The sequence below is a fragment of the Lysobacter sp. HA18 genome (genome assembly GCF_054057595.1).
In genome coordinates this window covers 3178063-3204556 of record NZ_JBSRZL010000001.1, presented here as the reverse complement: position 1 = coordinate 3204556, position 26494 = coordinate 3178063, and the positions used below count along the sequence as shown (strand labels likewise).

General features: G+C 66.8%; 15 protein-coding genes and 1 pseudogene. 5 read left to right on the top strand and 11 right to left on the bottom strand.

Annotated elements, in window-relative coordinates; genetic code table 11:
• Positions 1 to 17 precede the first annotated feature (17 nt).
• The 4 genes from oleC to ubiB are packed head-to-tail and all read left to right on the top strand — an operon-like array spanning position 18 to position 5081.
• Positions 18 to 1697 (top strand): olefin beta-lactone synthetase, encoded by a 1680-nt coding sequence (gene oleC, locus ACVWWW_RS15445; RefSeq protein WP_027081626.1) that lies wholly within the window; start codon positions 18 to 20, stop codon positions 1695 to 1697.
• A 37-nt stretch (positions 1698 to 1734) separates the two neighbouring features.
• A complete protein-coding gene (oleD, locus tag ACVWWW_RS15440; protein WP_027081627.1) occupies positions 1735 to 2739 on the top strand; it encodes a 2-alkyl-3-oxoalkanoate reductase in 1005 nt (334 codons plus the stop codon).
• A 42-nt stretch (positions 2740 to 2781) separates the two neighbouring features.
• A complete protein-coding gene (locus tag ACVWWW_RS15435; RefSeq protein ID WP_027081628.1) occupies positions 2782 to 3423 on the top strand; it encodes an SCP2 sterol-binding domain-containing protein in 642 nt (213 codons plus the stop codon).
• On the top strand, positions 3420 to 5081 hold the full coding sequence (ubiB, locus tag ACVWWW_RS15430) for a ubiquinone biosynthesis regulatory protein kinase UbiB (RefSeq protein WP_027081629.1): 1662 nt from the start codon (positions 3420 to 3422) through the stop codon (positions 5079 to 5081). The genes ACVWWW_RS15435 and ubiB overlap by 4 nt, the downstream gene beginning before the upstream one ends.
• Positions 5082 to 5162: 81 nt before the next feature.
• Here ubiB and ACVWWW_RS15425 read toward each other — a convergent pair whose 3' ends face one another.
• From ACVWWW_RS15425 to fucP, 9 genes and pseudogenes are all read right to left on the bottom strand, one after another.
• On the bottom strand, positions 5163 to 7946 hold the full coding sequence (locus tag ACVWWW_RS15425) for a M16 family metallopeptidase (RefSeq protein ID WP_027081630.1): 2784 nt from the start codon (positions 7944 to 7946) through the stop codon (positions 5163 to 5165).
• Between the two features lie 132 nt (positions 7947 to 8078).
• Positions 8079 to 9599: a tryptophan halogenase family protein gene (locus tag ACVWWW_RS15420; protein WP_027081631.1), complete on the bottom strand. Its 1521-nt coding sequence runs from the start codon at positions 9597 to 9599 to the stop codon at positions 8079 to 8081.
• Between the two features lie 7 nt (positions 9600 to 9606).
• Complete coding sequence (locus ACVWWW_RS15415; protein WP_051234579.1) at positions 9607 to 10620, bottom strand: cupin-like domain-containing protein; 1014 nt, start codon at positions 10618 to 10620, stop codon at positions 9607 to 9609.
• A complete protein-coding gene (locus ACVWWW_RS15410) occupies positions 10604 to 11311 on the bottom strand; it encodes a SapC family protein (RefSeq protein ID WP_027081633.1) in 708 nt (235 codons plus the stop codon). Before ACVWWW_RS15410 ends, ACVWWW_RS15415 begins: the two co-directional genes overlap by 17 nt.
• 1 nt (position 11312) lies before the next feature.
• Positions 11313 to 12863 carry a tryptophan halogenase family protein gene (locus ACVWWW_RS15405; protein WP_027081634.1) on the bottom strand — a complete coding sequence of 517 codons (1551 nt, stop codon included), beginning with the start codon at positions 12861 to 12863 and terminating at the stop codon, positions 11313 to 11315.
• An 85-nt stretch (positions 12864 to 12948) separates the two neighbouring features.
• Positions 12949 to 15986, bottom strand: a pseudogene (locus ACVWWW_RS15400) (TonB-dependent receptor).
• Positions 15987 to 16148: 162 nt separating this feature from the next.
• Positions 16149 to 18677: a glycoside hydrolase family 3 protein gene (locus ACVWWW_RS15395; RefSeq protein ID WP_051234581.1), complete on the bottom strand. Its 2529-nt coding sequence runs from the start codon at positions 18675 to 18677 to the stop codon at positions 16149 to 16151.
• Between the two features lie 117 nt (positions 18678 to 18794).
• Positions 18795 to 20096, bottom strand: coding sequence for a glycoside hydrolase family 2 TIM barrel-domain containing protein (locus tag ACVWWW_RS15390; protein ID WP_027081637.1), 1302 nt, complete (start codon positions 20094 to 20096; stop codon positions 18795 to 18797).
• Positions 20080 to 21366, bottom strand: a complete 1287-nt coding sequence (fucP, locus tag ACVWWW_RS15385) for an L-fucose:H+ symporter permease (RefSeq protein WP_027081638.1) — start codon at positions 21364 to 21366, stop codon at positions 20080 to 20082. Before fucP ends, ACVWWW_RS15390 begins: the two co-directional genes overlap by 17 nt.
• 205 nt (positions 21367 to 21571) lie before the next feature.
• On the opposite strand from fucP, the gene ACVWWW_RS15380 reads away from it, so the two are divergent.
• A complete protein-coding gene (locus ACVWWW_RS15380) occupies positions 21572 to 22600 on the top strand; it encodes a substrate-binding domain-containing protein (protein WP_036140947.1) in 1029 nt (342 codons plus the stop codon).
• Here ACVWWW_RS15380 and ACVWWW_RS15375 read toward each other — a convergent pair whose 3' ends face one another.
• Together ACVWWW_RS15375 and ACVWWW_RS15370 are read right to left on the bottom strand one after the other, a co-directional pair.
• Positions 22601 to 23791 carry a BaiN/RdsA family NAD(P)/FAD-dependent oxidoreductase gene (locus ACVWWW_RS15375; RefSeq protein ID WP_027081640.1) on the bottom strand — a complete coding sequence of 397 codons (1191 nt, stop codon included), beginning with the start codon at positions 23789 to 23791 and terminating at the stop codon, positions 22601 to 22603.
• A 134-nt stretch (positions 23792 to 23925) separates the two neighbouring features.
• Positions 23926 to 26307 (bottom strand): S9 family peptidase, encoded by a 2382-nt coding sequence (locus tag ACVWWW_RS15370; RefSeq protein WP_027081641.1) that lies wholly within the window; start codon positions 26305 to 26307, stop codon positions 23926 to 23928.
• Between the last annotated feature and the right edge of the window lie 187 nt (positions 26308 to 26494).

Here is a 26494-nt window from a genome sequence, read left to right as displayed (position 1 = left end):
CGGGCGACAATGCGAGGGTGACCGCGCCCTGCAACATCGCCGCAGCTCTCCCTGACATGGCGGCTCGTGAGCCCGACCGCATCGCGATGCGCTGCCCGGGCACCCGTGGCCTCGATGGGCTTGCGACCTATGACGTCGCGCTGACGTACGCGCAACTCGACGCGCGAAGCGATGCCATCGCGGCCGGCCTGGCCAATCGCGGCATCGTCCGCGGCACGCGCACCGTGGTGATGGTGAAGCCGTCGCCCGAGTTCTTCCTGCTGATGTTCGCGCTGTTCAAGGCCGGTGCGGTTCCGGTGCTGGTCGATCCCGGCATCGACAAGGGCGCCTTGCGGCAATGCCTCGACGAAGCCCAACCCGACGCCTTCGTCGGCATTCCGCTCGCGCATATCGCACGCGTGCTGCTCGGGTGGTCAAAGAGCGCGCGCATGCGCATCACGACCGGACGTCGCGCGTTTCTCGCCGACGACACACTTGCGCATGTCGAAGCGGACGGTGCGAACGCGGGTCCGCAGCTCGCGGATACGCAACCCGAGGACGTCGCCGCGATCCTGTTCACCAGCGGCTCCACGGGCGTGCCGAAGGGCGTGGTGTATCGACATCGCCATCTCGTTGCGCAGATCGAACTGATGCGCGAAGCGCTCGGCATACGCGAAGGCGAGGTCGACTTCCCGACGTTCCCTCCGTTCGCATTGTTCGGTCCTGCGCTCGGGCTAACGTCGATCATCCCGGACATGGACGCGACGCGGCCGGCGAGCGCCGATCCGCGCAAGCTGCATGCCGCCATCGAGCGCTTCGGCGCGCAGCAGTTGTTCGGATCGCCGGCCTTGATGCGCGTGCTTGCCGACTATGGCAAACCGCTGCGGGCGATTCGTCGCGTTACCTCAGCGGGCGCGCCAGTCCCGGCGGACGTCGTGGCGCGCATGCGCGAGCTGCTGCCCGACGACGCGCGTTTCTACACGCCGTACGGCGCAACCGAATGCCTGCCCGTCGCGGTGATCGAAAGTCGCGAACTGCAGGACACACGCACCGCAACGGAAAGCGGTGCCGGAACGTGTGTGGGTCGTGCCGTGCCACCGAACGACGTGCGCATCATCCGCATCGACGATGCGCCGATCGAAACATGGGCGGACGATTTGGTTGTCGACACCGGCACCATCGGCGAGATCACCGTCGCCGGCCCGACCGCCACCGATACTTATTTCCGTCGCGACGCATCGACGCGCATCGCGAAGATCCATGAAACGCCCGCCGACGGCACGTCGCGCGTCGTGCATCGCATGGGCGATGTCGGCTATCTCGATGCGGACGGCCGCCTGTGGTTCTGCGGGCGCAAGACGCAGCGCGTGGAAAGCGCGAGCGGCCCGCTCTACACCGAGCAGGTCGAGCCGGTGTTCAACACGCATCCGCAGGTCCGTCGCACCGCGCTGGTCGGGCTCGGCGCGTTCGGTTCACAGACTCCCGTTCTGTGCGTCGAACTCAAGGAAGGCATTTCGACATCCGGTTGGCCGCGCATCGAAGCTGAGCTGCGCGAGATCGGTCGCGGCCACGTGCATACCGCGAATGTGCAGATGTTCCTGCGGCACGACGGGTTTCCCGTCGACATCCGCCACAACGCAAAGATCGGGCGCGAGAAGCTCGCAGCATGGGCGTCGACGCAATTGAAAACTCCACGCACGCAGCCGGCGGCATCCTGACCATGTCGGCAGCGCAACTTCCTCGAGATCGCGAACCATGAAGATCCTCGTCACCGGGGGTGGCGGTTTCCTCGGCCAGGCGTTGTGTCGCGGCCTGCGCGCGCGCGGGCACGAGGTCGTCAGCTTCAATCGCGGTCATTACGCGGAGCTCGACGCGATCGGCGTGACGCAGCTGCGCGGCGATCTCGCCAGCCGCGATGCAGTGATCGATGCAGCGCGCGGTTGCGACGCGATCTTCCATAACGCGGCGAAGGCCGGCGCGTGGGGGCCGTACAGCGAGTACTACGAGGCCAACGTCGCGGGCACCGAGCACGTGATCGATGCCTGCCGCGCGCACCGCATCGGCAAGCTCGTCTACACCTCGACACCGAGCGTCACCCACCGCGCGACGCATCCCGTGGCCGGCCTGGCTGCCGAGGAAGTGCCCTACGGCGAACACCTGAAATCGCCGTATGCGCGCACCAAGAAGTTCGCTGAGGAGATGGTGCTCGCGTCGAATGGGCCATCGCTCGCAGTCGTCGCATTGCGGCCACGCCTGATCTGGGGCCCCGGCGACAACCAGCTGCTGCCGCGCATTGCCGAACGTGCACGCGCGGGTCGGCTGAAGCTGGTTGGCGATGGCAGCAATCTCGTCGACACCACCTACATCGACAACGCCGCGGATGCACACCTCGCCGCGTTCGATCACCTCGCACCCGGCAGTGCATGCGCTGGTCGCGCCTACTTCGTGAGCAACGGCGAGCCGCGCAGCATGGGCGACACGCTGATCGCGCTGCTCCACGCGGTCGGCGCACCGCCTCCGCGTGGCTCCATCCCGTTCCGCGCCGCGTATGCGATCGGCGCCGCCTGCGAAGGCGTGTGGACCGTGCTGCCGCTGCGCGGCGAGCCGCCGATGACGCGCTTTCTCGCCGAACAGCTCGTCACCACGCACTGGTATTCGATGGCGCCGGCACTGCGCGATTTCGGCTGGACGCCGCGGGTGACCTTCGACGAAGGCCTGGCGCGACTGCGCGCGGCGAGCAGGTCGTCGCCCGTCCAGTAAGCCTTCGTGAAGGCGCCGTGGCCGCCCGCCTACAATGCGCGGATGGATGAACGCCGCACGCCGCTGGATACGCTCAAGCCGCTCGCCGGTCGCGCGCTCGAGGCCGCGCTCAACCGCGCGCTCGCGCTCGATCCCGACACCCGCGACAGCCTGCGCCCGCTCGATGGCCGCCGCCTGGTCGTGCGGCTGGCGACGCCGCAGGTCGCGCTGCAAATCACGGTTGATGGCGAGCGCCTGCGCGTCGGTCCTGTCGACGATGGAGCAGAACCCGATCTGTCGGTGCGCGCGACCATTGGTGGCCTGATCGCGCAACTACCTTTCATGCGTCGCGACGACGCACCGGCCGTGGGTGCGATGCGCATCGAGGGCGACGCGGATCTCGCGCGTCGCCTGCAGCGGCTCGCCGAACGCTTCGATCCCGACTGGCAGCAGCCGTTCGTTGCCGCGTTCGGCGACATCGTCGGCGTGCAGGTCGCGAACGTATTCGCAAGCACATTGCGTAGCGCGAAAACCGCGGCGGAAGTGCTCGCGACCAACGCGGCGGATTACGTGCAGCACGAAACGCAGGACGTCGTCGGTCGCGACGAACTCGGTGCGTTCTACGACGACATCGACACGCTGCGTGACGATGTCGAGCGCGTCGCCGTGCGCGTCGCCCGCATGCAGCCGCGAGGCAACGCGTGACGCCGGTGATCCGCGCTTGGCGCATCGGCCGCGTGCTGCTGCGCTATCGGCTCGATTCACTGCTCGATGGCACGCAGGCCGAGCGCTGGTTGCGTGTTGCGCGCCCGTTCGTGCCGCGTGCATCGGCCGACATCGCCGAACTGCCGCGTGGTGCACGACTGCGCCTCGCACTGCAGGAGCTCGGACCAATCTTCGTGAAGTTCGGGCAGATCCTGTCCACGCGTCGCGATCTCGTGCCCGCCGACATCGCCGACGAGCTCGCGCTGTTGCAGGATCGCGTCAAGCCGTTCGATGGCGAGGCCGCGCGCGGCATCGTCGAGCAGTCGCTCGGCAGTCCCGTCGGCGAACTGTTCGGAAGCTTCGACACCACGCCGCTCGCGTCGGCGTCGATCGCGCAGGTGCATGCGGCGACGCTGCCGGTCAGCGGTCGCGAAGTGGTGGTCAAGGTGCTGCGCCCCGGCATTCGCCGCCAGATCGTGCAGGACATCTCGCTGCTGCGCGCGCTTGCCGGGGTGGTCGACCGCACGCATCCCGCGGCCGACAAGATCCGCCCGCAGGCGGTGGTCGACGAGATCGAGCACACGCTTGACGCCGAACTCGACCTGCAACGCGAAGGCGGCAATGCGAGCGTGCTGAGGCGCTTCTGGGAAGGCAGCGACGATCTCTACGTGCCGGAGGTGATCTGGTCGCACAGCGCCGATCGCGTGCTGACGCTGGAGCGCGTGCGCGGCATTCCGTCGGACGATATCGCTGCGCTGGATGCCGCCGGCATCGATCGTCGTGCACTCGCCGCCAAGGGCGTGCGCGTGTTCTACACGCAGGTGTTTCGCGACAACTTCTTCCACGCCGATGCGCACGCCGGCAACATCTGGGTCGACGAGGATCCGGCGCGTCGCGCGAATCCGCGCTTCATCGCGCTGGATTTCGGGATCATGGGCCAGCTCTCGGACGAGGATCAGTACTGGCTCGCCGAGAACTTCATGGCGATCTTCCATCGCGACTATCGGCGCATCGCCGAGTTGCATGTCGACGCCGGCTGGATGCCCGCACACACGCGCATCGACGAGCTCGAAGCCGCGGCACGCGCGGTGTGCGAACCGTACTTCACGCGGCCGCTATCGGAAGTGCCGCTCGCCGAAGTGCTGGTCAAGCTGTTCCGCACCGCGCAGAAGTACGAGCTCACGCTGCAGCCGCAATTGATCCTGCTGCAGAAGACGCTGCTCAACATCGAAGGCGTCGGCCGCCTGCTCGATCCGCAGATCGACATCTGGGGCGTGGCGCAACCCGTGCTCGAACGCATCCTGCGCCAGCGCTACAGCCCCAAGCGTCTCGCGAACGAATTCCGCAAGCGTTTGCCGGAACTCGTGACGCACGCGCCGGAGATGCCGCGTCTGCTGCACACCTGGCTCAAGCAACAGGTCGAAGGCCGGCACGAGTTGCAGCTGCGTTCCGCGGAGCTGACGTCGCTGGTCGACGAAGTGCGTCGCATGCAGCGGCGCACCGTCGCGGCCATCCTCGGCACCGGCCTGATGATCGTCGCCGCGCTGCTGTACGCGCTGGAAGCGGGCGGGCCAAAGCTGTGGTCGGTTCCGGCCGCGGCGTGGATCGCGGGCGCCGCCGGTCTCTGGGCGCTGCGCGCGGGCTGGCCGCGGCGCTGAAACGACGACGCCGGCATTGCGCCGGCGTCGTGATCGATTCGATTTCATCGTGACGTCCACCACCGGCGCGCCACGATCGATCTACTTCGCTGCAGCGGTTCCGCCTGCAGACGTCTTCGCGAAATCGCCTGCCAGATAGACGCTGAGCTTCGCCGGGTCGATGTGCTTGCGCAGCGCCGCGTTGACGTCGGCGACCGTCAATGCGGAGAGACGCGCGTCGTACTGTGCCTGATAGTCCATGGTGCGTCCGAGGTAGAGGTTGTGCTCGAGCGTCGCGGCCACGGTGCCGTCGGACGCGCGCGACTGCTTGCGTTGCGTCAGCAGGCCCGGCACCGCATCGCGCAGTTCCACTTCAGTCACCCCGTCCTTCACCAGTCGCGCGAGTTCTTCGCGCATCGCGGTCTCCACCTTCGCCGCGTTCTGCGGCGCGGCGATCGCCTGGATCATCAGCGCACCCGCGTCGTCACGACCGGTCGGGCTCGAATCAGCGGTGATGCTGCTGCCTGCGCCATAGCTCAGGCCTTCCTTTTCACGGATGCGGCTGCCGAGGCGCGACGCCATGGTGCCGCCGAAGATGTAGTTGCCGATCGCCAGCGCCGGATAGTCCGCGTCCCCTTCGTTCAACGACGTGTTGAGCTGCGCGATGACGACCGCGTTCGACTTGTCCGGCGTCTCGATCGATCGACGCTCGGGCGCGACATCGGTGAACGCGGTATGGATGCCCTGGTACGGCGTCGGCGATTTCCACTTCGCGAACAGCGATTCGATCTGCGCGCGCATCGCCTTCGCATCGAAATCGCCGACGACCGTGATCTCGCCGGTCGATGTTCCGTAGAAGCGCTGGTGGAAGCCACGCACGTCGTCGAGCTTGAGCGCCTTGAGCTGCGCGAGCGACGCATCGATCGAATCGTGGTGCAGCGGGTGACCGACCGGCCACGGATCGAAGTGCGTCGCCAACGCGTCGCCGGCGAGCGGACCGGGCTCCGTCATGTTCGCCTGCGTGCCGGTGATCGCCTGCAAGCGCAGCTGTTCGAACTCGGCGTCGTTGAACGCGGGCTCGCGCAGCAGGCTGGCCGCGAGTGCCAGCGCGTCGCCCACCGTGTCGCGCTTGGAGTCCAGCACGATGCTTGCGCTCTGCAGGCCACCGCTCACGCCGCCGCGCGTGTTCAGCGCTTCGAAGCGCTGCGCGATCTGCTCGCGGGTCAGCGACTTACTGCCGCGCATGAGCATCGCGCCCGCCATCGACGCGGCCGGATCCGGGCTCTGCTTCAACGCATCGACGTCACCGAAGCGGAACGTCGCGTGGACTACGACGGTGTCGCCGCGCGTGTCCTTCGGCAGCAGCGCCACTTTCAGTCCGTCACCGACAGTGAACGTCTCCGTGCGCGCCTGGATGTTCTGCGGCGTCGGGTCGAACGATTCGCCCGCGGCGACGGCAGCACGGCCGGTGAAGCCCTTGAGCGCGGCGGACGCATCGGGCGAGGTCGGGATCTCCGCGCGGTCGGGTGCGTCGCTCGGGACGAAGCGGCCGAGCGTGTGGTTGGTGGGCTTGAGGTAGGCGCGCGCGACGCGATTGACGTCGTCGACGGTCACCGCTGCGACGCGGTCGCGATCTAGGAAGAACAGGCGCCAGTCGCCATCGGCCACTGCGCCGGTCAGACCCATCGCAACGGCGTTGACGTCCGACAGGTTCTTCTCGAATGCGTTCGCGAAACGCTGCTTGGACTGCGCGACTTCGTCGGCAGTGATCGGATGCGCCGCGATGTCTCGCTCGACCACGCGCAGCAGTTCGCTTTCGACCTTCGATGCGTCGGCATCCTTCGGTGCGGCGACGTAGAACGTCGCAAGGCCCGCATCACGCAGGCCGTCCGCACCGGCGCCGGTGCCGGCCGCCAGCTTCGTCTCGACCAGCGCCTTGTGCAGGCGGCCCGTCGGCGTGTCGCCGAGGACGTCGAGCAAGACCTGCAGCGGCGCATTGTCCGGATGGGTCGCGCCGGGGACGTGATACGCGAGCATCGCCAGGCGCACGTCGCCGCGACGACGCACCGTGACCTCGCGCTCGCCGTCCTGCGTCGGCTCGACCGTGTAGAACACCGGCATCGGCTTCGCCGGTTTCGCCACCGGTGCGAACGCCTTCGCGACCTTCGCCAGCGTCTGCGCAGGGTCGATGCGGCCGGCGACGACCAGCGTCGCGTTATCCGGGCGATACCACGTGCGATAGAAAGCCTGCAGCCGATCGATCGGCACGTTCTCGACATCGCTGCGCGCGCCGATCGTGGTGTGGCCGTAGTTGTGCCACTGGTACGCCGTCGCGCGCAGGCGCTCGTTCAGCGCACTGCCCGGCGTGTTGTCGTTGCGTTCCATCTCGTTGCGCACGACCGTCATCTCGGAATCGAGATCCTTCTTCGCGACGTTCGAATGCAGCATGCGGTCGGCTTCCAGGCCGAGCATCCAGTCCAGCGTCGCGTCGTCGGCCGGGAACGAGCCGAAGTAGTTCGTGCGGTCCAATGAGGTCGTGGCGTTGTACGACACGCCGCGCTTCTTCATCTCGGCTGGGATGTCCGTATGCGTCGGCGTGCCCTTGAACATCATGTGTTCGAGCAGGTGCGCCATGCCGGTCTCGCCGTAACCCTCATACGCCGAGCCCACGCCATAGGTGATGTTGACGGTCACGGTCGGGCGGCTTGCGTCGGGAAACAGCAGCACGCGCAGGCCGTTGCCCAGGCGGTATTCGCAGATGCCTTCGACGCAGGGGCCGGCAGTGACGCCCTTCGGCGTCGCGGGTGCAGCCGCCGGTGCGGCGAACGCGGGCGACAGGGCGAACGCGCAGGCGAGCGCGAGGATTCGGATTCGATTCCGTGACATGACATTCCTGTGGTTTGGGGTCGGCCTCCCGAGGCCCGACGCGCACATTCTGCCGCACCCGGCTTTGCGGCCGTCGGGCATTGCATGAACGGTTCGGCGATTCGTTGCTTCGCGTCGCGTGTGGCGGCCAGCTCAGGCCGGCTGCGTCACGGCTTCGCCCGTCGACGCCGGGCAATAGCGCTTTACGTATTCGAGATGCGAGGGCAACTGCTTCACCGTGTTCTCGATGCGCGAGCGGATCGCGGCGAGGAACTGGCCGAGTTCGACATCGCCCATGAGATCGGCCGACGGGTGATGGCTCGCGGGGTGAATGCCCTGGCCGAGCATCACCTGGATCCACGAGTTCTCGGCGAACAGCTCGTTCGGCACGCGGAACACGCGTCCGGTCTCGCGGAACAGGTCGATGCGATGTTGCAGCGATGCGGGAACCGACATCTCGCGGCACTCGCGCCAGAACGCATCGCTGCGGTTGTTGACGTGGTAATGCAGGATGATGAAGTCGCGGATGTGTTCGAGCTCGTTGCGCGTCTGGGCGTTGTACTCGGCGATGTCATGCGGGCTGATGCCGCCGTTCGGGAACATCTGCAGCAGGCGCACTATGCCGCGCTGGATCAGGTGGATGCTCGTCGATTCGATCGGCTCGAGGAAGCCGCCGGCCAAGCCCATCGCCACGCAATTGCCGACCCAGGTCGCGTCGCGCTGGCAGGGGTTGAAGCGGATCACTCGCGGCTCGGTCAGCACTTCGCCGCGCACGTTCGACAGCAGCGTGGTGATCGCTTCGTCGTCGGCGAGATGACGGCTGCTGTAGACGATGCCGTTGCCGACGCGATGCTGCAGCGGAATGCGCCATTGCCAGCCGGACTCACGTGCGATCGAGCGCGTAAGCGGCGGTGCTTCGCCGACGTGCGTGGTCTGCAGCGCGACCGCGCGATCGCAATGCAGCCATTCCGACCAGTCTTCGAGTCCGACGCCGAGTGTTTGCCCGATCAGCAACGCGCGAAAGCCGGTGCAGTCGATGAACAGGTCACCTTCGATGCGCTCGCCGGATTCGAGTCGCAGGGCATCGATGCGTTGCGCATCGCGATCCGCCTCGACCTCCGCGATCTTGCCTTCGATGCGCTTGACACCGAAGCCTTCGCTGAAACGTCGCAGAAAGCGCGCGTACAGACCGGCGTCCATATGGAATGCGTAGTTCATGCCGCCGCGTGGCAGGTGTGCGAAGCGGTCTTCCTGCGATGCGCGCAGTTCGAGGCAGTAGTCGCCGTAGTCGCTGGCGAGCCCGCGTTCGCGGCCCTTGTGCCAGAAATGCTGGAAGCCAGCGGTCCAGTGATCCTGACCGGTCGTGCCGAACGAATGGATGTAGTCCTCGCCGACGTTGCGCCAGTTCTCGAACGAGATGCCGAGCTTGAACGTGGCCTGCGTGGCGGCCATGAATTCGCGTTCGTCGATTTCGAGCAGGCGATGGAAGGTCACCAATGTCGGGATGGTCGCTTCGCCGACACCGACGGTGCCGATTTCGTCGGATTCGATGAGGCGGATGTCGAGTTCGCGGCCCAACGTCTTGCCGAGGGCGGCAGCGACCATCCAGCCCGCGGTGCCACCGCCTGCGATGACGACGCGACGGACGGGGCGGTTGGCGGATGCAGTGTCCATGTCGACCTCAGCGGTTCAGGCGTTTGAGCAGGCGTGCGCGCAGTTCGCGCGCGGCGTTCGCATCGAGCGGCGCGAGTACGCGTCGCGCGTTCGGCGGAATGTGGTCGGCAGTGCTCGCGTCAGGCGCGAAGACGTAATGCTCGAAGATGTCGCGCCACGCATCGCGTTCGTGCGGCGGCAGGTCGCGGACGCTCATCAGCGCGAGCATCAATGCGTTCATGGGCGAGTCCATCCACGCCGGCGACTGTCGCCACCAGTAGTTGACCAGCACGTTGAACGCATCGAGCGCTTCGATGTGATGCCACCAGAGGCCCGGGATGAACACCGCATCGCCGGGTTCGAGTTCGACGACGACCGCGTACTGCAGTGCTTCGGCGAACCGTGGATAACGATCAAGATCAGGCGCAGCGAAGTCGACCAGGCTGATCGCCTGGCCTGCGGGGTTGAAGTCGATCGGGCCGACGTAAAGGTTCGCGAGCTGGTCCGGCGGAAACAGCGTGAAACGGCGTCGACCTGCCGCGACGCAAGCGAGGTTGTCCGGTACGTCCTGATGCGCGGCGATGCGCGTTCGGTTGCCGATCCAGATGCTGGCCAGCGGCTCGCGCGCGCCGAGGTCGACGTCGTTGTCCGCACGGAACTTCGGCAGTGCAGTGTCGATCGTGGTCGAGCCGACATAGAGCGCGGGCGGTGACGGATCGTCGAGATGGCGCCGCATCGCATCGAGCATCGCTTTGAGCGGCGCGCGTTCGCGATGGAAATTGAAGCCGCTGAGATCGTCGTTGTAGAAGAAGCGGCCGCCGATCGATGACGGGCCGACCATGACGTCCACGACGGTGCCGGGATCCTGCGCGTGCAGATAGTCGATCGCCGCATTCGCGCCCAGACGCGCGGCCTGTACCAGCGGCCAGTTCCGCACGAGCCCACGCAGCACGACCGGCTGCGTGGACGTGAGCACATCGTCGGGCAGCGCGCGGGGGTTCGCGCCTGTCACCGTGCGGACGGATTCAGCCGCGACGGCCATGACGCGCGTTCATGCGATCGATCAGCGGGCGCAACTGCGACAGCGAGGCGACGGCCATGTAGATCGCGGCAAGGTGACCGGAGGCGTTCAAAGCACCGAGCGCGTTCGCACCGAGTTTCGACAGCCGCTCCTCGTGGATCGTGTAGTAACCGGCGAGACGATTCTGCGAGCCGTCGGCCAGCTGCACGTCGAGCACGAAGGCTTCGAGCAGGTCGTGCGCGAGCAGCGCGTCGACGAATGCGCGTGTCGCCTGCAGGCCCTCATGCAGCGCGAGCAGCGTCGAACTCATGCGTTCCAGATAGTCAGTGGTGCCGCCATGCTCGCGGAACACCGCTTCGCCGGTAGCGCCAACGCGCGGATGCTCGAGGTCGATATGGATCACCGGCTCGCCGTCTGCATTGCCGATGAGGAAAGGTTGGCGCGCAATGCTGAGCGGCACGTACGACGCATCCCAACGCTCGCCGTCGAGGAACAGGTTCCCGCCGTCGTGCAGGCCGAGCAGCGCGATCGGCTGGAACGTCGTGCCGTCCGGCGTCTTCGCGAACACGATGGGGTAGTGCGCCTGCACGTCGCGGAACTCGGCGGGGAACGTCAGCGCGAGCATCACGTCGTCGCCCAGCGTAGCCGCATGGCGCGTGTCGATGCGCAGGTCGGCGTGGTCGACGTTGTTGAGCAGCGCGTGTCGGGGCATGTCAGATCCGGGGCAGCCCGTGGCGGGCGATGTGGTCGAGCAGGTCGCGATGCATGGGCAGCGCCGCCAGCATGCGCCGCGTGCGTTGCTGTGTGTCGCCCGCGATGGCCGCGGCGCGGTCGATGTCGGCGAAACGCGTAGGGCCGGACGGCGGCTGCGGCACGAAACCCATGCCGTAGAGGATGTACTGCCAGCTCGCCGACGGGAACACCTCGTCGACGCGGTCGAGGTCGTAGCGCGACGGCGGATGGTGGCTCCAGATCGCGAGCAACTCGGCGAGGCTGTCGGGAATCGAAGCCGCATCACGATGCGCGCGCCAGTAGTCGCCCTCGCGCCGGCTAAGCACGTAGTGCAGCTTCAGGAAGTCGACCACGCGCAGCCAGCGATGGGCGAAGGCCGCGTTGAAGCGCGGCGCGAGGAGATCCATGTCATCGCGCGTGGCGGGCAGGCGCTCGGCGAGCATGGCCGCCGATAGTTCGACCAGCGCGATCGCCGAGGCTTCGAGTGGTTCGATGAAACCGGCCGACAGCCCGATCGCGACGCAATTGCGCGTCCACGGACGCTCGCGCCAGCCAGGTTCGAACGAGAGTTGCCGGGGCTGCGGCATGTCGACACCGGGTGCAGTGCGCGCGACATATGCATGCAGCGATTCGGCCGCAGTCGCATCGTCGACATGTGCGCTCGAATACACATAACCGATGCCCCGACGCGTCGGCAGGCCGATGTCCCAGATCCAACCGTCGCGCTGCGCTGTGGAGATCGTCTGCGAGGCGATGGGTGCATTCGGCTCGGCATACGGCAGCTGCACGGCGAGCGCGCGGTCGTTGAACAGCACATCGCGAAGCGGCGTTGCCGGTACGACGAGCTTCTGGCCGAGCAGCATGGACTGGAAGCCGCTGCAGTCGACGAACAGGTCGCCTTCGAGCCGGCCCTGCGCCCGTAGCTGCAACGCGGCGATGTCGCCGTCCTCGTGCATGTCGACATCGACCACGTGGTCGGCGACATGTCGCACGCCGAGCCGCTCGACGCAGTGCCGGCGCAGGAACACCGCGAACTTGCCGGCATCGAGGTGATACGCGTAGTTCGCGACGGCTGCGTATTCAGGCGTCGCCGCCTGCTTCGGTGCGCGTCCGTGCAGGCACAGGTGTGGTTGTGCACAGGTCCATTCGGCGAACGGAACATGCGGTGCGAGCGCGCGCCACGCGGTCGCCATGTCGACGTCGCCATGGCCCTCCGGCAGCGAGAACGGGTGGAAGTAGCGATCGCCGTCGCCGCCATGCACCCAGCCGTCGAAGCGCGAGCCCTGTTTGAATGAGGCATCGCATTCGCGGATGAAGTCGGCTTCCGACACGCCGATGCGGTGCAGCGTGTCGCGGATGGTCGGCCACGTGCCTTCGCCGACGCCGATGATCGGCACGTCGGGTGATTCGACCACGCTGATGCGCAGCCCGTCGGGCCGATCGGCGCCATGTTCGGCCGCGAGCACGCCGGCGGTCAGCCACCCTGCGGTGCCGCCGCCCACGATCACGATGTGCCGAACTGCTCGATCCACGCGCGCTCCCCTTGCCGCGAGACTACCGCTGACGAAAAAGCCGCTGCAATCGCAGCGGCTTCTCCGTTCCGACCGCCGTCCGAGGTCAGAACTTGTAGCGGAAGCCCAGCATGTAGCGCGGCCCGCCCTGTGTCAGGAACTCGACCTGGTTTTCGTGCCGGCTGTGCTGGCGATAGGTCTCGTTGGTGAGGTTGATGCCTTCGAACGACAGCGACATGTTGTCGTTGATGTTGTACGTGACATTCAGATCGAGCTGCCCATACGGCTCCACGTAGACCGGATTCGGCCCATTGCCGTCGAAACGGCTGGTGAGGAACTGGTCACGCCAGTTGTAAGCCGCGCGCACGGACCATTGCTGGTTTTCGAAGAAGCCGACTAGGTTCGCCGAGTCGCTCAGGCCCTCGAGCGCGAACTGCTGGCCGATCACGTAGTTGTCGTACGTGAGGTCCGAATCCACGATCGTGTAGTTGGCCGACATGCCGAACCCGCTCTCGCCGAACATGTGCTGGATGTTGATCTCCCAGCCGTCGAGCGAGGCGTTGCGCTGGTTGGCGGGCACCGTGATGCGGAAATTCGCAATCGGATCGCCGGGCTGGCCGACGATCGTGCCCGTGCGTTCACCGGTGGCGCTGGAAACGCCCGTACGGGTCACGCCCGGCTGCCCGTTGAAGTTGTCGAAGATGTAGTTTCGGATGCAGACCACATCGCTCGCCGGGCAGCCGCCGGCGCCGAGCGCCGCGTTCCAGTACGCGCCGCCCACCGGCGTGTGCAGATCGAATGGCGTGTCGACGACCTGCGTCGTGCCGACGTAGTTCTGGATGTTCTTGCGGAAGTAGCCGACCGAAAGATAGCTCGACGGGCCGTAGTACCACTCGAACGAAAGGTCGAAATTCTTCGACAGCAGCGGCTTGAGCGCGGGGTTGCCCTGGTCGCCGGTACCGCCGTCGACGCGCACGAGATCGTTGAGCGTCTGGCCGCCCTGGATCTGCGCCCACAGCGGGCGACCGATCGTTTCGCCGAAGCTTCCGCGCACCTTGATCGCGTCGGTCACATCCAGGCTCAGGTCCACATTCGGCAGCACGTAGCTGTACTTGCCGACCAGCGTGGTGAACACGGAGCCGCCGCTGAGCACAGTGAACTCGTTGGCCGAGCCCCACGAGATACCGGTGCGTTCGGGCACGCGGGCCGACGACTCCACGCGCGTGCTTTCGTAGCGCGCGCCGATCGCCACGTTGAGCGGCATCGAGAAGTCCCAGGTATCGCTCCACTCGACGTAGGCGCTCTTCGACTTCTCGGTGGTGCGGCGGTCGGTGCTGAAATTGTTCGATGCGCGGTAGTCCGAGGCCGGGTGGCCGGCGGCGACCCACGCCTTCTCGGCGAGGTCGCGCACAGTGTCGAAGTCCCAGACGAAGAACGCGTCGGTGAAGTTCGGATCGTTCGCGCCGGAGAACTGGTCGAAGTAGTTGCCCATGTGGTCGAGCTGCCAGACGCTGTCCGGGTAGTCGCCGGCGTTGGTGGCGCCGCCCCAGGTGTCCAGCTGCACGTTGGCGAACGCCGAGCGGTTCTTCACCTCGGTCGTGCCGACGCCGAAGTTGAGCTTGGAATAGTTCTCGAACGAGAAATCACCCGACAGCTGGAACTGCTCGACTTCCATGCGCTGCAGCGAATTGCGGAACGACGAGCCGGTCACCAGCATCTGCGACGGATCGATCGACGCCATGCCCGCCGGCAGCTGGATGTTGAGGATCGGGAATTCGCCGGAGAAATCGGCCGTCGTCGTGCCGCGCGGAAGAAGCCCGCGGTGCCGAGCACGCCGCTGCTGCCGTACGGGCTGTCGGCACCCGCGGTCGACGTCGAGTCATGCGCATCGAGCGCGAGATTGAGGCGATCGGTTGCCTTCCATTTCAGGTTGAAGCCGATCGACTTGTCTTCGCTCTTCGTCGCGTTGTGCGCGCCGCCCATGGCGTAGTCGCTGTTGGCGGGGTTGATGATTTCGGAATAGATGTTCGGTGCGGCGATCGGGCCGTCGGTCCATGAACTCGACGAGGGGCCGAAGTTGAACCACACCGACATCTCGTTGCGGCGGCGCTCGTACTTGTTCTGCGAGTACGTGTAGTCGAGCGTCGCAGTGAGGTCGTCGGTCGGCGCCCACTGCATGACGAGCTGGCCGTTGATGCGCTCGCGCTGCACGCCGTTGACGTTGTAGTTGAGGTTCTGCGGCACCGAGTAGATGTCGGTGGGGCCCGGACGATTGACGATGCGCTCCGAACCCGGCTGGCCTTCCTGCGGGATCGTGCCCCAGTTGTTCTCGTCGCCGTGGAAGGTCTTCCAGCCGTTGCCCACCGCGACCTGGCTGAAGCCGAAATCACGCTTCTGGTAGCTCGCGCTGAGGCCGATGCCGAAGCGTCCATCGGCGAACGTGCTGCTGTAGATGCCCGAGAGTTCCGGGGTGACCTTGTCGAGGTCAAAGCTGTCCGGCACGTTGCTGGCCGACGTGTCGGCCACCGCCTTGATGCCGAAGCTCGCGCGCGTGGCGCCCTTGTTGTCGAACGGGCGCGCGGTCTTGATGTTGATCGTGGCGCCGATGCCGCCCACCGGCGTGCTGGCGCGGCTGGTCTTGTAGACCTCGAGCGCGCTGACAGCTTCGGAGGCGAGATTGGCGAAGTCGAACGCACGCGTGTTGGGCGCAGTCGCGTCCTCGATGTTCGAGCCCGGCATCTGGCGGCCGTTGAGCAGCACCAGGTTGTAGTCGGGGCCGACGCCGCGCACGGTGACGCGCGAACCCTCGCTGCCGTCCTTGCGGTCGATCGACACACCCGTGATGCGCTGCAGCGATTCGGCCAGGTTCGTATCCGGGAACTTGCCGATGTCCTCGGCGACGATGCCGTCGACCACGCCCTGCGCATCGCGCTTGAGGTTCATCGACGAGGTCAGGCTGCCGCGGATGCCTTTGACCACCACGGTGTCGAGCTCGCGCGCGCTGGCGTCCTGGTCGGCCGGAGAGGTGGCGTTCGCGCCGGTGCCGGACGTCGCGTCCTGCGCGAACGCGGGGCCGGCGAGTGCGAACAGCACGGCGGCGGCGAGCAGGCTCTGTTGTGGTCGGTACTGCGCGGACTTCTTCATGAAACCCCCTGAAGCGCACTGCAAATGGATGGGCCCGACGACCGGCCGTGGTGCGTCGGATTGCACGCGGACATGACAGCGTTGTCAAACGGAAGGCGACAGCCGGTCACATGGAGCGAAAAACACTGGAAAACGCGGGAAAACCGTGTTGCGGTGCAGCGCTCAGTGCATGTTGCACTGCACCGCATGGTCGGCCTGGGTGTCGAGCTCGATCTGCGAGAACGCGATCTCGAGCCCGGCATCGGCGGTGACATGGAACACGTCGTCGACCTTGGTGAGGTCGGTGCCGCCACGCGCGAAGCACACCAGCGGGACGGCGACGCGCGTCCACCGGCCTGTCGGAATCTCGGCGAGCGTGGCGGTGAGCGGCACGTGCCCGCGGCCGATCGCGATGTCGACCTCGCCGCGCGCGGGCGAGTCGATGCGCAGCGTGGTGACCAGCGATGTGCCGGCCATGCTTTCGCGCGACAGGTCGATCGGCGCGTCGGCACGCAGCGATACCTCGGCGGGGCCGCGCCACTGCAGGCGACGCGCGTCTTCCTGCGCGTGATGGTCCGTCGCACTCACCGCAACACCGCGCACGAGATCGCGCGACGGCAGCGTGCGTACCGGCTTCGCTTCGCCGCCCTTGTCTGCAACACGCAACGTCCAGCCTGGTGCGAGCTTGCCGCGTTCGAAGAACACCGCGGGATCGGCGTCGGCGTTACCGAGCCCGGATTCCTCGGGCAACGTGCCGACCTTGTGCGGCGACGCATAGCTCAGCCCGTAACCGAGCGGAAACTGCGGGTCGTAGCCCGGCTGCCCGGCATTGAGTGGCGTCTGCACCGCGGTGCGCGGCCACGAGAACGACAGTCGACCGCTGAAGTCATGACGCGGCTTGCCGGATGCATCGGCGAACAGCACATCCGCGATGCCGCCACCTTCCGAACCCGGCAACCACGCGGCGACAAATGCATCCGACGCATTGATCTCGCGATTCATCCACAACGGACGACCCGACAGAAACACCGCGACCACCGGAATGCCCGCAGCCTTGAACTGGCGCAGCATCTCGAGGTCATGCCCGCGCCCATGACGGAACGCGAGGCTGGGAATATCGCCAAGGAATTCCGCATACGGGTCTTCGCCGAACACGACGATCGCGACGTCGGGCTTGGTCGTGTACTTGCCGTCGACCGACAGCTCGGCCCGGCCACCGGCCTGCGACGTCGTCGTACGGATGCCGTCCCAGATCGATTGGGCGTTCGGGAAATCCGCGCGTTCGGTGCCGCTGCCCTGCCAGCTCAGCGTCCAGCCGCCGGCCTGTTTGCCGACGTCGTCTGCACCGTCGCCAGCGACGAGCACGCGTGTGTTCGGCTTGATCGGCAGCACGCCGCGGTCGTTCTTCAGCAGCACCAGCGACTTGCGCACCGCTTCGCGCGCGAGTGCGCGATGCGCGGCACTGCCGAGTTCCTCGAAATGCCCGCCGAGTACGCGCTGCGACGGCTTCGGTGCACCGAACAGACCCATGCGGAGCTTGACGCGCAGGATGCGCGACACCGCATCGTCGAGGCGCTGCATGGGGATCGTGCCGTCGCGCACCTGCTTGACCGTCGTCGCGTACAGGCCTTTCCAGCTGTCGGGCGCCATGTACATGTCGACGCCGGCGAGCAGCGCGGTGGCGCAGTCGATCGGCGTGCAACCCGGCACGTCGGCGTGACCGTTCCAGTCGCCGACGACGAATCCGTCGAAGCCCATGCGCTGCTTCAGCACGTCGGTGAGCAGCGACCGGTTGCCGTGCATCTTCGCGCCGTTCCAGCTCGAGAACGACGCCATCACCGTCTGCGTGCCGGCTTTCAACGCCGCGATGTGCCCCGCGCCGTGGATGTCGCGCAGCTCCTGCTGGGACACGCGCGTATCGCCCTTGTCCTTGCCGTCGAACGTGCCGCCATCGCCGATGTAATGCTTGGACGACGCGACGACGTGGCGCGCATCGAGAAATTCCTTCGAACCGACGCGACCCTGCAGGCCTTCGACCACCGCAGTCGCATAGCGCGATACCAGCGCCGGATCTTCCGAATAACCTTCGTACGTGCGGCCCCAGCGATCGTCGCGCGGCACGGTGACGGTGGGCGCGAACGTCCACTCGAAACCGGTGGCGCGCAGTTCGTCGGCGGTGGCCTGCGCGATGCGGCGCACCAGCGCCGGGTCGTTCATCGCACCGAGCGCGATGTTGTGCGGATACAGCGTGGCGCCGACTACGTTGTTGTGGCCGTGCACGGCGTCGATGCCGAGCAGCACGGGAATACCGCGGCCGCCCTTGCTCTTGTCGACGGACGCGTCGTGCAGTGCATCCGCGAGTGCGAGCCAGTCTTTCGCCGGTGCGTTGTACTTGCCGCCGGGATCGGAGTTGCCGCCGCCGAGCACGGAGCCGAGGTGATAGGTGCGCACGTCGTCGGGCGTGAGGCTGCCGAAGTCGCCCTGGATGACCTGGCCGACCTTTTCCTCGACGCTCATGGCCGCGAGTAGTTCGCGGATACGCGCTTCGATGCGTGCATCGCGCGGAACGGGCGACGTCATCTTCGGCCACAGGTCCGGATGCGCGACGTTGGACGCCGACTGCGCGGTGGCGCTGCCGATGCCGGCGATCGCGACGGCGAGCGAAGCCGCGAGCAGCAGGCGGCGAGGGGCGCGGGACGGGAAGGGCGGCATGCGGGCTCCGGGTCGTCATCCACGTGTCGGGCCGGCGGGCCTGACAGCGTTGTCAGTCCAAGCGTGAAGGCGGCCGGCGGCGCGTGCACGCTGCACTGCCGCATGACCGCGCGCGGGTCAGTGGGTGGGCGGGGTCGCGACGCGGAACGGAAGGTTCGCGTAGCCGGCGTGGCCGCGGCCGTCGCGCACTTCCACGAACAATCGGTAGTCACCGGGATGGACGGGCGCGACGAAGCGCGCAGTGCCGGCATCGACGATCTTCGCCGCGACATCCATCGGCGTCGGCCGCGTCTCGGCATCGCCTCCGATTGAGGTCGCGCGGCTCTCCTCGAGCACGTACCAGCGCGGCTGCAGGCGGTCGCCGTCGGGTTCGCTGACCTTTGCGCGGGCGACGTGCGGGGTGCCGGGTGCGAGCACGATGCCGGACTTCGCGGTGCGCCCGTCCACCGTGAGCGACCCAACCAGCGGCGCGCGGTTCGGCGGCGCCTTGCCGGTCCACGCGGTCTGCAGCGCGTCGACCGCCGGTGTCGATTCGCCCGACTCGAGAAACAACCCGTACCAGGTCGGCGTGCGTTCCTGCTTCTGGCCCCACAGGAACACGAAGGAGCCGAGCCGCTGCGGATTCGCGGGTGCGATCTCGTGCAGGTAGCGCTCGCGAATCGACGCCGCCTTGCGCGCGCTGTCGTCCTCGATCGGCGCGCCCCACGGCGTGGTCGGGCTTTCCCAGTGACCGGTCGGTCCCCATTCGGTGACGACGTACGGCCCGGTCCAACCGGACGCACGGATCTTCGCGTCGAGCCCGGCGATGTCGGCATAGAGCTGCACGCCGAGCAGGTCGAGCTGCGGCGCGCGCGCTTTCACTTCCGCGACGACCTTCGGATCGATGCCCGCAAGCGTCGTCATCACCGGATGGTTCGGATCCACCGCGTGAATGGCCGCGGCCATGCGGTTCACCGCGTCCCAGACGCGCGGATTCGTCGCATCGAGGTTGAGCTCGTTGCCGACGACCCACATCAGTAGCGCGGGGTGATCGCGATAGCGCAGTGCTTCGGCGCGAATGCGTTCGACTTCGCGCGACACCGCGGCATCGTCGTCGAAGTCGAAACCGTGGCGCTCGCTTTCGACTTCGAGACCGAGCGCAACGTGCAGGCCGTTGCGCTTCGCGCGGTCGAGCATCGCCGTCGCGTCATCGCCGGGTCGCCAAGTGCGGAACGCGTTGCCGCCGCGTTCGCGCAGCGCTTCTTGGTTTCCATCCTGCAGGCCGGCGCCGCGGATCACGAACGGCTGGCCGTCGACCTGCAGGTGGTATGCGCCCGAATCGTCGTGCGTGATGCGTACGACGGATGGTGCCGCGAGCGCCGTCGATGCGAACGCGGCGAGCAATGCCGCCGCGATCAAGGCCTCAGTGCGCGCGCTCATAGATGCGCGCGTACTTCAGGCCGAAGAACAGGATGAAGGCATAGCAGGCGATAGGCAGGAAGAACGACGGCTGCAGGCCGATGCGGTCGGCCAGCGCGCCCTGCAAGAACGGCACGATCGCGCCGCCGACGATGGCCATGCAAAGCATGCCGGACCCTTTGGCAGTGAGATCGCCAAGGCGATGCAGAGCCATGCTGAAGATGGTCGGGAACATGATCGAGTTGAACAGGCCGACGGCGATGATCGCGGTCATTGCGAGCGTGCCGCTGCCGAGCGTGGCGGTCAGCACGAGCAGCATCGCCATCGCCGCGTTGAAGCCCAGCACCAGCCCCGGCCGCACCTTCTGCATAACGGCGAAGCCAATGAAGCGCCCGATCATGGCGCCGCCCCAGTAATAGCTCACGTACTGGAAAGCGCTTGCTGCGGGCAGGCCACGGATCTGAGGCTCACCCAAAAAATTGACCAGCAGCGAGCCGATGCTCACTTCCGCGCCGACGTAGAGAAAGATCGCAACCGCGCCGAGCACGAGGTGGCGATGACGCAGGATCGACGGCGTCGGTGCCCCCGGCAGCGCGTCGTCATGCGTGATGCGCGGCAAACGCACGATCGCGAACACCACGGCGAGCAGTGCGAGCGTCGCGGCGAGGCCGAGATACGGGCCCTGTACGGTCGCGGCTTCCGTCGTGCGATAGGCAGCGCGCGCGGCATCGTCCATCGCGGCGAGGCGCTCCGGCGTCAGCGCCTGTACGCCGGTAAGGATCAGCAGGCCGCCGACGTACGGGCCGACCGTCGTACCCAGCGAATTGAACGCCTGCGTCAGCGTGAGCCGGCTCGACGCCGTGCGCGGATCACCGAGCACGGTGACGTAAGGATTCGCCGCGACCTGCAGAATCGTGATGCCGGCCGCGAGCACGAAGAACGCGACGAGGAACAACGCGTAACCGCTCGTCGATGCCGGATAGAACAGCAGGCAGCCGGTCGCCGCGATCGCGAGCCCGGTCACCACGCCCTTCTGGTAACCGATGCGCCGGATCAGCGCACCCGCGGGCAACGACACCAGGAAGTACGCGCCGAAGAAGCAGAACTGCACCAGCATCGCCTGGGTGTAGTTGAGCGTGTAGATCGACTTGAGGTGTGGGATCAGCACGTCGTTGAGCGACGTCAGCAGTCCCCACATGAAGAACAGCACGGTGACGATCACCAGCGGACGCGTGGTGTCCGCGGGCGCGTCGGTGGTCGAAACGGACGGTGCAGCCGAGTACGAAGCCATTGACGCGGTCTCCTGCGGAGGGTCGGCCGGAGTCTGCCGCAAAGTTTCGCTCGATGATAGCGCTGTCAATTTTTCGGGTAGGATCGGGCGCGTCCGGGGGATCGCCGTTCCGGAAATGCCGTGGGAGGCCGCCCGGACGGGGCCATTACACTGTGCCGCGCCGCGTCGCCCGCCTTCCATGGCGGCGCCGGCCGGATGCGGGCCGATGGGAGCGATCATGGTGTCGAGAGTGCGGATCGAGGACGTCGCCGAAGCGGCGCGCGTATCGATGAAGACCGTCTCGCGTGTACTCAACCGCGAGCCGAACGTGCGCGAGGAAACCCGCGAGCGCGTGCTCGAGGCCGTGCAGCGCCTCAACTACATCCCGCATTTCTCCGCGCGCAGCCTCGCCGGCAGCAAATCGTTCCTGGTCGCGTTGCTCTACAACAACCCGTCCGACAACTACCTGATGGGCGTGATGTCCGGCGCGCTCGCGGCCTGCGAACAGCGCGACTACGCGATGCTTCTGTGCCCGGTCGACACGGATGTTCCCGAGTTGCTCGAGCGCGTCGAAGGCCTGATCCGGCGCTCGCAGCCCGACGGCCTGATCATGACGCCGCCGATCACCGACATCCCCGAACTGCGCGCGCGTCTTGCGGAGATGCAGATTCCCGTCGCATGCATTTCGCCGAAGGATCGCGTCGGCAGCATCGGCGTCGGCATGGACGAGACGCAGGCCGCCTGCGACATGGTCCAGCACCTTGCGTCGCTGGGCCATCGCCGTATCGCGCACATCTCCGGCCATCCCGCGCACGGCGCGACCGGTTGGCGTATCGCGGGTTACAAGCTCGGCCTGCAACGCGCGGGCCTCGACGTCGACGACTCGCTACTGATGCCGGGCGAGTTCTCGTTCGAATCGGGTGCACGCGCCGCGCACGAGCTGCTCGCGCAGAAGCGTCGCCCGACCGCGATCTTCGCCGCCAATGACGACATGGCCGCCGGCGTGATTTCCGTCGCGCTGGAGCAGGGCCTGCGTGTGCCGGAAGATCTCTCCGTCTGTGGCTTCGACGACACGCCGATGTCGACGCAGATCTTTCCGCCGCTCACCACGGTGCACCAGCCCACGCACGAGATGGGCCGCCTGGCGACGCTGGAACTGCTCGCCGCAGTGCAGACGCCCGGCAGCGGCCGCATGCTGCATGTGCCGTACACGCTGTGCGTGCGGCGATCGAGCGGCCCCGCGCCGCGCCGCTGATCAGTCGCTGCACACCGCTTTGCCGCAGGCGTCGCCCGCCGCCCAGGCCCACTGGAAGTTGTAGCCGCCGAGCCAGCCGGTGACGTCGACGACTTCGCCAATGAAATACAGGCCGGGCACGCGCTTTGATTCCATCGTTGTCGACGACAGCTCGTTGGTATCGACGCCACCGAGCGTGACTTCCGCGGTCCGATAGCCTTCGGTTCCGCTCGCGACAATCGGAAAGCGCTGCAGCAGCGTGGCGGCGTCGCGCAGCTGCGGTGGCGTGAGTTGCTTGATCGGGCGATCGGGCAACCAGACTTCGCAGAGTCGTTGTGCAAAACGTTTCGGCAGCACGTCCGAGAGAATCGTGTGCAGCATCGCGTCCGGTCGTGCATGGCGTTGCGACGTCAGGAACTCGTGCGAATCGTGCTGCGGCAGCAGGTCGACGACGAGTTCGTCGCCCGGTTGCCAGTACGACGAGATCTGTAGGATCGACGGCCCGCTGAGGCCGCGATGCGTGATCAGCATCTGGTTGCTGAAGCTGGTGCCGTTCGCTTCGACGGTGACCGGGAACGCGACACCGCTGAGATCGGCCAGCCGTTCCTGATGCGTGCCGCTGAGCGTGAGCGGCACCAGCCCTGCGCGCGTCGGCTTCAGCGTGTGACCGAACGTGCGTGCGAGTTCGTAGCCGAAACCACTTGCACCCATGCTCGGGATCGAGAGGCCGCCGCTCGCCACAATCAACGCACGTGTTCGGAAAACGTCGACGGTCGTGCGAACGCGAAAGTCACGCTCGCCTTCGTGTTCGATCTGCTCGACGCTGCAACTCGTCAACACGCGGGCACCGGCCGCATCGCATTCGTCCATCAGCATCTTGACGATGAGCTTGGACGACTCGTCGCAGAACAGCTGACCGAGTTCCTTCTCGTGATACGCGATGCGATGACGCTCCACCATCTCGATGAAATGCCACGGGGTGTACCGCGCCAGCGCCGACTTGCAGAAGTGCGGATTGCCCGACAGGTAGTTCGCCGGGGTCGTGCCCGTATTGGTGAAATTGCAGCGCCCGCCACCGGACATCAAGATCTTCTTGCCGACGCGGTTGGCGTGCTCGATCACCTGCACGCGCAGGCCCCGGCGCGCGGCGGTGAACGCGCACATGAGGCCGGCGGCACCGCCACCGATGATCAGGACGTCGACGTCTTGCATGGGATCCGTGAGCTGGAGCGTTCGCCGGATCGGCCCGACGAAGCGTGCGTCGCATTATCGCCGCGAACCGATCACGGCCGCGGAAACGAAGACGCCGCCCGGAGGCGGCGTCTCGCATGACTCAGCCGGACGACTTACTTGCCGAGCGACTGCGCGAACAGCTCGCGGATGCGGCGGTATTCGTCGTACCACGAGTCCGCGTGCACGAAGCCGTGGCGTTCCAGCGGATACGGCGCGAGCGTCCACTTGTCCTTGTGCAGTTCGATGAGCTTCTGCGTGAGCATCACCGAATCGCGGAAGAACACGTTGTCGTCGATCATGCCATGTGCGATCAGCAGGTTGTCCTTCAACCCGGCGGCGTATTCGATCGGCGAGCTCGTCGCGTACGCGTCGGGATCGAGCTCCGGCGTATTGAGGATGTTCGACGTGTACTCGTGGTTGTACTGCGACCAGTCGGTGACCGGGCGCAGCGCGGCGCCGGCCTTGAACGTGCCGGGCGAACGGAACAGGCCCATCAGCGTCATGAAGCCGCCGTAGCTGCCGCCATAGAGGCCGGCGTGGTCGCGATCGGCGTGGCGATTGGCCACCACCCAGTCCAGCGCGTCCAGATGATCGTCGAGCTCGGGATGACCCATGTTGCGATAGATCGCCGTGCGCCAGTCGCGGCCGTAACCGCTGGACGCGCGGTAGTCGATGTCGAGCACCACGTAACCCGAATCGACGAGCAGATTGTTGAACATCTGCTCGCGGAAGTAGTTCGGATAGCGCGCGTGCACGTTCTGCAGGTAGCCCGCGCCGTGGATGAAGAACACGATCGGGTACGTCTTGCCGGCCTCGTAATTCTTCGGGCCGTAGAACTTGCCCCAGATCGTGCCGGCACCGTGCTTGCTCGGGATCTGCACGATCTCGGGCTTGATGAAGTCGAACGCTTTGTACTGCGCGGTGCGGGTGTCGGTGAGCTCACGCGCGGTGCCGCCGTTCGCATCGACGACCGCGAGCTGCGGCGGCAGGTAGCTCGACGAATGCCGCACCAGCAGCTTCGACTCGTCCGGCGACAGCGCGAAATCCTCGACGCCATCCAGGCTCGTCACTTCGCGCACGTCGCCGCCGTTCGCATCGACCGCGCACACTTCGTAATCGCCCGGCCAGCTGCGATTGCACTCGAAGTAGAAGCGATGCCCGTCGCGCGTGAGATGCGGCGCGGAAACCTCCCACTTGCCCGACGTCAGTGCGCGCGACGAACCCGGTGCATCGCTGACGTACAGATGCGAGTAACCCGACTTCTCCGACAGGAACCACAGGCGGTTGTGGCCGTTCGCGGGCATCCAGCCGAAGTCGTTGAAGTTCCAGTTGATCCACGCGTTGTCGGTGAGGCGATCGCGCGTCACGAGTTTCTTGCCGGCGAGATCGACCTGCGCGATCCAGCGGTCCTTGTTGTCGACCGCACGCACCAGCACCGCAGCATCGCGGCCGTCGTCGCTCCAGTGGATCGCCGGGCCGGTGCCGTCGCCGTCGGTTTCGATGCGTACCTCTCGCGCGCCATCGAGCGGCTTCTTGCCGGCCTTCTTGCGCAACTCGGCGAGCGGGTCGGTCTTGATGCCGGGCAGGTCGTCGAACTTGAGCGGCGTGACCGCGCCGGTCGCGGTTTCGACCAGCCACAGCGAATGCGCGGCGGGCGTATTGCGGCCGACGCGCGTGCGCGCTTCCTCGGTTTCCTCGTAACCCGATTCGGTCACGTAGCGCGGCAGCTTGCCGGCCTGGCCGAGGTCCGCGCCCTTCGGATACGTCACCGCCAGCAGCCAGCGGCCGTCGGGCGAGAGCGCGCTGTCGACCAGTTCGACGTCCTTGCCGAGATACGCAGTCGGCGGTGCGGCGGTGGGATCGGCGGCACGCCAGACCTTGTCCTGCGCCTTCGCGGCCTCGCGCTTCTCGCGGTCGGTGCGCAGCGTGTCGATCAGGCGCAGCTGGCGCGCGCGCAGGTCGTCGTCCTTCTTCGCCTTGTCGGGGTCGTCCTCGGTCTTGAGCGTGGACGCCTGCGCGACGCTGCCGGCGCGCCAGACGAACCAGTCGTTGCCCGCGCGGAACACGAGCTGCCCTTGCGGACCCCACTGCGGGCGCGATTCCTCGGCCGCGGTGCGCGTGACCTGCGTCAGCGCGCCGCTCTTGAGGTCGCGCACGAAGATGTCACCGCCGCGCGAGAACGCCATGCGCGTGCCGGCCGCGTCGACCACTTCATCGTCGCCGTCGATTGCCGCGTGCTCCGCGCCGTCGAGCTTGACCGCTACGCCGCCAGTGATCGGCTGGCGAAAGGTGTCGCGGATCGTCGCGCCGGTGCGCTTCTGGCTGAAGTAGGCGTTCTGGCCGTCCCACGACCACCACGCCTGCTCGACGGAATTTCCGATCCAGTCGGGATCGGCCATCGCCTGGTCGAGGGTGATGCGCGGCGTGGACTGCGCGTGGGCGAACGGGGCGAGCCCCGCGAGGACAAGGGCGGTGGCAAGGGCGCTGCGACGCATGGAGAGTCCGGTGATACGAAGTCGGCGGAGCGTAGCAGCCGGTGCGGGTGGCGCACCGTGGCGTCGGTCATCCTCGCGAGCGGCCGCATCCCACTATCGCCACGCGACGTAGTGCATGAGACGCGACCGCGCATCCGGCCTTAACGACGCGACGTCCATCGTGCCGCGGCGCGCGCGGTCGTCCGGC